The 5,505-nt window shown below is 40.9% G+C and carries 5 protein-coding genes; 3 read left to right on the forward strand and 2 right to left on the reverse strand.

From position 1 onward, the window contains the following. Positions 1 to 338 precede the first annotated feature (338 nt). Together F6K54_RS39390 and F6K54_RS39395 are read right to left on the reverse strand one after the other, a co-directional pair. Positions 339 to 494, reverse strand: coding sequence for a hypothetical protein (locus F6K54_RS39390; RefSeq protein WP_293089701.1), 156 nt, complete (start codon positions 492 to 494; stop codon positions 339 to 341). 176 nt (positions 495 to 670) lie between these two features. Next, positions 671 to 1,078, reverse strand: coding sequence for a CU044_2847 family protein (locus tag F6K54_RS39395; RefSeq protein WP_293089703.1), 408 nt, complete (start codon positions 1,076 to 1,078; stop codon positions 671 to 673). 231 nt (positions 1,079 to 1,309) lie between these two features. Between F6K54_RS39395 and F6K54_RS39400 the strand changes: the two genes are divergently transcribed. From F6K54_RS39400 to F6K54_RS39410, 3 genes are all read left to right on the forward strand, one after another. Beyond that, the gene (locus tag F6K54_RS39400; protein WP_293089705.1) at positions 1,310 to 3,610 is read left to right on the forward strand and encodes a caspase family protein; all 2,301 of its coding nucleotides are present in this window, start codon (positions 1,310 to 1,312) and stop codon (positions 3,608 to 3,610) included. Positions 3,611 to 3,649: 39 nt separating this feature from the next. Continuing rightward, the gene (locus F6K54_RS39405; protein WP_293089707.1) at positions 3,650 to 4,732 is read left to right on the forward strand and encodes an RNA-guided endonuclease TnpB family protein; all 1,083 of its coding nucleotides are present in this window, start codon (positions 3,650 to 3,652) and stop codon (positions 4,730 to 4,732) included. 122 nt (positions 4,733 to 4,854) lie between these two features. Continuing rightward, positions 4,855 to 5,034: a hypothetical protein gene (locus tag F6K54_RS39410; RefSeq protein ID WP_293089709.1), complete on the forward strand. Its 180-nt coding sequence runs from the start codon at positions 4,855 to 4,857 to the stop codon at positions 5,032 to 5,034. Positions 5,035 to 5,505 lie beyond the last annotated feature (471 nt).

The raw sequence follows: 5,505 nt of genomic DNA on the forward strand, positions 1-5,505 counted from the left end.
CTCATCGGGGAGAGGGTTAGGCAGGAGGGTCTTATTCGGTAGTGGCTGTGTGGCGGCAGTTTGAGTGCTTGGGGAGGAGTAGGGGGGGGGGGGAGTAGGGGGGTGGGGGAGTAGGGGAGTAGGGGAGTGGGGGAGTGTATTGTGATTATTTTTGTTACCTACGGCAGTGGGAGCATATTGCTCCCGTGTCATTCGATTCCAGGGGAGTGGGGGAGTGTATTGTGATTATTTTTGTTACCTACGGCAGTGGGAGCATCTTGCTCCCGTGTCATTCGATTCCAGGGGAGTGGGGGAGTGGGGGAGTGGGGGAGTGGGGGAGTGTATTGTGATTATTTTTGTTACCTACGGCAGTGGGAGCATCTTGCTCCCGTGTCATTCGATACCAGCGAACATGATATAACATTCAAAAATGCTCCATCTTCAACCATTACCAAATATTTCTCGATCTCCCTATCCCTCCATCCCCCCATCTCCCCATCTCCCCATCTCCCCATCTCCCCACCCTCCCCATATATTTTTAAATAGCTCCCAAATGGGTTCTATATGGTGGAAAACCTAAAATAGAGTTAGTGGAATTAAAATAGCGATCGCTTAACTCATCAGACCTTCGATGGAACTTCCCTACGAGTGTTTTTGTTCTTAAGAGTGTGTTCCATCTTTCTGAAAACCGTTATAAGGTTGTTTCTTCAACTTGCTCAGGAAGCGAACATTGAACTGTCACCTTGAGATTACTTTTAGCAGTACCTTTGGTTACATACGGAATGCCAGCTTCTCCACCCAATTCAATACCGAATTCTAGGGTCACTTTCTCTACATTAGGTATTCTCTTTTTCTTAAAAGCATTTAAGCCAATAATAGTATAAGCCCGGATCGTACTTTCAATTGTTTGGGCGTGTTGTATTAGTTGCTGTTTTAGCTTTTCAGCAGGACTCATATCCCTGTCTGTGAGGGCTTCTTCTTCGCCTTCTTCTTCTGCTAAATTTTCTGGACTGTTTACCGTAGGAATGTCCAAATCTTCTGTAGCTTCAACGTAAATCGTTGTACCGTCTTCTAGTTGAATTGGGGTTAATTGTGTCATAATGTAGTATAATTTGAGTTAAAGTATTTACCAAAAATATAATGGTAATTATAGAATCCGAATAATCACTATACCCAAGTCATTGCGACGGTCACTCCGTGGAAGGAAGCAATCTTAGGGGTGCGCGGAGATTGCTTTCTATCGTCGCAATGACGACTCTTCAGCCAGATTCCATATAAGACTATTGTATGCCTCTTGAGTAACCATTTATCTAAAAAAAAGCTTTTTGTTATGAGTCGAGATGCTTTAATAATTGGAATTAATACCTACAACTACGAACGTTATAATTTAACTGCACCTGCACAAGATGCAGAAGCGGTAGCCAAATTACTAGAAAATTATGGAGACTTTAAGGTAACCAGACTTCCAGCGGTTAAGAATAAACAGAATAATACCATTCGTGTTGGTCAAAAAACTAAGGTCACTCTAACTCAGTTAAAAGAAGCAATAGTAAGATTATTTAAACCAAATGGGAAACCCCCAGATACAGCCCTACTATATTTTGCTGGCCATGGACTACGGGAAGACCTGGGAATATCACAAGGTTTTTTGGCAAGTAGTGATGTCAACCAAGACATGGGTAACTGGGGTTTATCCTTACAATGGCTGCGACGACTACTACAAGAAAGTGAAGTACGGCAGCAGATTATTATTTTAGATTGCTGTTATGCTGGAGAAGTCCTAAATATTGCAGAAGCAGACCCCGGAGACAGAGGTAAAGGAAGAGATAGGTGTTTTATTGCTGCTACTCGTGCTTTTGAAAAAGCTTTTGAGGAAGTTAATAATAATCATGGGGTTCTCACGGCAGCACTGATCAAAGGATTAGAACCTAAACAAGACCGATGGGTGACTAATTATACTTTAGTTGATTTACTTAATCAGGAACAGAATGCTTTTCCTCAACGTCCGACTTTTAGTAATTCTGGGGAACCTATTAATCTTGCCCATAGGTTTGCAGGAGTAACTAATATCCCTGCTCCATCAGGACAAGGTATTTGTCCTTACAAAGGTTTGGCTTATTTTGATTGTACAGAAGAGGATGCCAGATATTTCTATGGACGTACAGCTCTAACTGATGAATTATTAGAAAAGGTGCGTGTTGGTAATTTTCTGGCTGTCTTGGGTGCTTCCGGTAGTGGTAAATCTAGTGTTGTGAGGGCAGGATTATTATATCAGTTACAATTGGGAAGGCGGTTATCCGGTAGTGAAAGTTGGCAGATTAAAATCTTTCAACCAGGCGAACATCCCCTAAATTCTTTGGCACTCGCTTTTTTAGATTCTGAGTTATCCGATATTGAACGCGCTACCCAATTAGCTCAAGCTGAGGAATTGATAAAAAAGGGTTCTGAAGGTTTGAGACAAATAATTTCTGTGGCGGATACACCGAAACTGGTGCTGGTAGTAGATCAGTTTGAAGAAGCTTTTACTTTATGTCAGGATACCTCAGAACGTCAGGAGTTTTTTGCCTGCTTGTTTGATGCTTTACCGAAAACGGATAAACTCTGTTTAGTCTTGACAATGCGGGCAGATTTTTTTAGTAAATGTATTGAACAGGAATATAGTGGACTGGCACAACTTATGCAGCAACATAGTGTTGTTGTGATGGGAATGTCCGAAGAGGAGTTAAGAAAAGCAATAGTCGAACCAGCAAAACAGGTAGAATTGGAAATTGAGCCAGCACTGGTGGAACAAATACTGGCAGATGTAGCGGATGCTCCAGGGTATCTGCCATTGTTACAATATACACTGACACGGTTGTGGGAGGAAAGAACCGATAATTGTTTGCAGCTCAAGACTTATGTGCAATTAGGTGGTGTGATGGGAACATTGCGTCAACGTGCTGATGAGGTGTATGAGGGATTTTCTGAAGAGGAAAAAGCAGCAGTGCGACATATTTTTCTAGAACTAACCCAATTGGGAGAAGGTACAGAGGATACCCGCAGAAGAGTATTGCAGCCGAATTTAGTTAATCAGCGTTATGGAGAAAAACTGATTGAGACTGTAGTTCAGAAGTTGGCTGATGAAAAGTTGGTTGTCACGACTGAAATAGTAGCTAAAGGAGGAGGAGCAGAGAGAGTAGCAGTGGTGGATGTGGCACATGAAGCTTTGATTCGTCACTGGAGTCTATTGCGGAGTTGGGTGAGTGAAAACCGCGATGCAATTAGAATCAAGCGTAAGATTGAAATGGCGGCTCAAGAGTGGAAACAGGAGGGGAAGCCAGAAGAAATGGCTTTTTTACTGCAAGGGACAAAATTAATTAATGCTGAGGATTATGTCAATCAATATCCCTGGCAGGGTCAACTTAATAGTGATGCACAAGAACTGATTAAGGTTAGTCAAGAAGTTCGCGTTCGCATCGCAAAAGAAGAGGAACAACGTCAAGAACTCTATGATCGCATTGCCAAAGAAGAGAAACAACTTCGAGAGAAGCAAGAAAGGTTACTCAAAAGGTTCAAGTTCGGAGTAAAGCTTGCATCACTCAAGAAGATAATTGCAAGAAGATCATTAAACAATAACGATACAATACCTTAAAAAGCTACTTACTATTTGACAGGTTGCACTTACGCATACATGAAATCCATCAGAACGAAGCTCAAACTGAATAACGAACAGAAAACCCTGATGGCTCAACACGCTGGTTATAGTAGATGGTGTTATAACTGGGGTTTAAGTTTATGGAATCAGGCATATAAAGATGGTTATAAACCAAATATTCGTAAGCTTAGAGAAACTTTTACCAACCACACAAAACCTCTTTATCCCTGGATGAAAAACTTGTCATCTAAAGTCTATCAATATGCTTTTATCAACTTGGGTGAAGCATTTGAAAACTTCTTTCAAGGGTTAAGTAAATATCCAAGATTTAAGAAAAAAGGTCGGTCTGATTCTTTTACCATTGATAATTCTGGAAGACCCATAGAATTAAATGGATGGAATCACAAATTACCTTTTATTGGTATTGTCAAAACTTATGAACCTATTGAGGCAACAACTAAAAAAATAACTATTAGTAGACAAACTGGCGATTGGTACTTAAGTTATTGCTACGAATTTACTCCGACTCCAATACCTAAAAAAACTGAAATTGTGGGTGTAGATTTAGGAATAAAAACTTTAGCGACTTTAAGCACAGGAGAAGTATTTGAAGGAGCTAAGTCTTACAAGAAATTTGAAGGCAAGCTATCTAGACTACAATACTTGAACCGCAATAAAAAAATTGGTTCAGCTAATTGGAAAAAAGCACAACTAAAGATAGCAGCATTGCATAGAAGAGTCGCTAACATCCGTAAAGACACACTTCATAAATTGACAACATACTTAGCCAAAAACCACGGCACTGTTGTCATTGAAGATTTGAATGTTCGCGGTATGTTAGCTAACCATAAGCTAGCTAAATTAATAGCAGACCAAGGATTTTATGAATTTCGGAGACAGCTTGGGTACAAGTGCCAATGGTACGGTTCAGAGCTGGTAGTGGTGGATAGATTTTTTCCATCCTCAAAGACTTGTTCTAACTGTGGTCACGTCCAAGATATGCCCTTAAATCAGAGGACTTATGATTGTCCAGAGTGTGGCCTGTCGATAGATAGAGATTTAAACGCAAGTATAAATTTGAGAAATGCGGTCGGCTCGATCGTGAATGCCTGTGGATGAGTAACCGCCGACGGACTCAGTAGAAGCAGGAAGTAAACAGCCTCCTACGGAGGAGCTTCGCTATCAGATTGTCATATTCTGTGGCGTTTGTATCAGTTTTATAGAGCAGTGAGGACAACACCTTGCATTTGTGGCTCGGTTTAGATGGGCAAAATTTGTTAAAAGAAGGATATAATCAACTACAATTTCATCCTGACCTCGTTCAGCATGATCAAGCAGGAGAAGCTTGTCTCAAGTATGCAGGTTGGGACGATAAAGCCAAAGCGGAATTTCGGGATAGACAACGTTTGTCTAGAGAATAAGGATCTACCCCCTCATCCGCTATTCAACCGGACATGATATCAGAATTCCGTTCTGCCTTCTGCCTCCTGCACTCTGCCTTTTCTAATAACAAATGTCTATCAAATCTATCCTAGAAAATGAACACCACTTATATTACTACTGCTCAATTCACTAAAAAACTCTTCAAATGTACCTGATGTTGAAGAACCCAGGGTATTTGGATTAAAGATAAATACATCTCTGTTTTTTCCCGATACATCAGTTACAGCAAAGTTGCCAGTTGTAGACAGAAGTAGTTGCTCTCCATTAATACCGATAGCATCAATGTCTTCACGATTATTAGTCAGCCCTACATCACTACCGTCGAATTCAAGAGACCAAGTTCCACTGGTGTTACTGCCTAAATTATCAGAATTGAAACGCAGTATATCTTCATCTTTACCGCTAACTCCTGATACAGAAACGCCCCCTCGAGTGGAAATTAGAGATCA

It is taken from the genome of Okeania sp. SIO3B5 (genome assembly GCF_010692555.1).
Classification (GTDB): Bacteria; Cyanobacteriota; Cyanobacteriia; order Cyanobacteriales; family Microcoleaceae; genus Okeania.

What these genes read in the sequence shown, in the direction of transcription:
- F6K54_RS39400 (WP_293089705.1), top strand. Translation starts at nt 1,310, where the DNA reads ATGAGTCGAGATGCTTTAATAATTGGAATTAATACCTACAACTACGAA.
- F6K54_RS39395 (WP_293089703.1), bottom strand. Translation starts at nt 1,078, where the DNA reads ATGACACAATTAACCCCAATTCAACTAGAAGACGGTACAACGATTTAC.
- F6K54_RS39390 (WP_293089701.1), bottom strand. Translation starts at nt 494, where the DNA reads ATGGGGAGATGGGGAGATGGGGAGATGGGGGGATGGAGGGATAGGGAG.
- F6K54_RS39405 (WP_293089707.1), top strand. Translation starts at nt 3,650, where the DNA reads ATGAAATCCATCAGAACGAAGCTCAAACTGAATAACGAACAGAAAACC.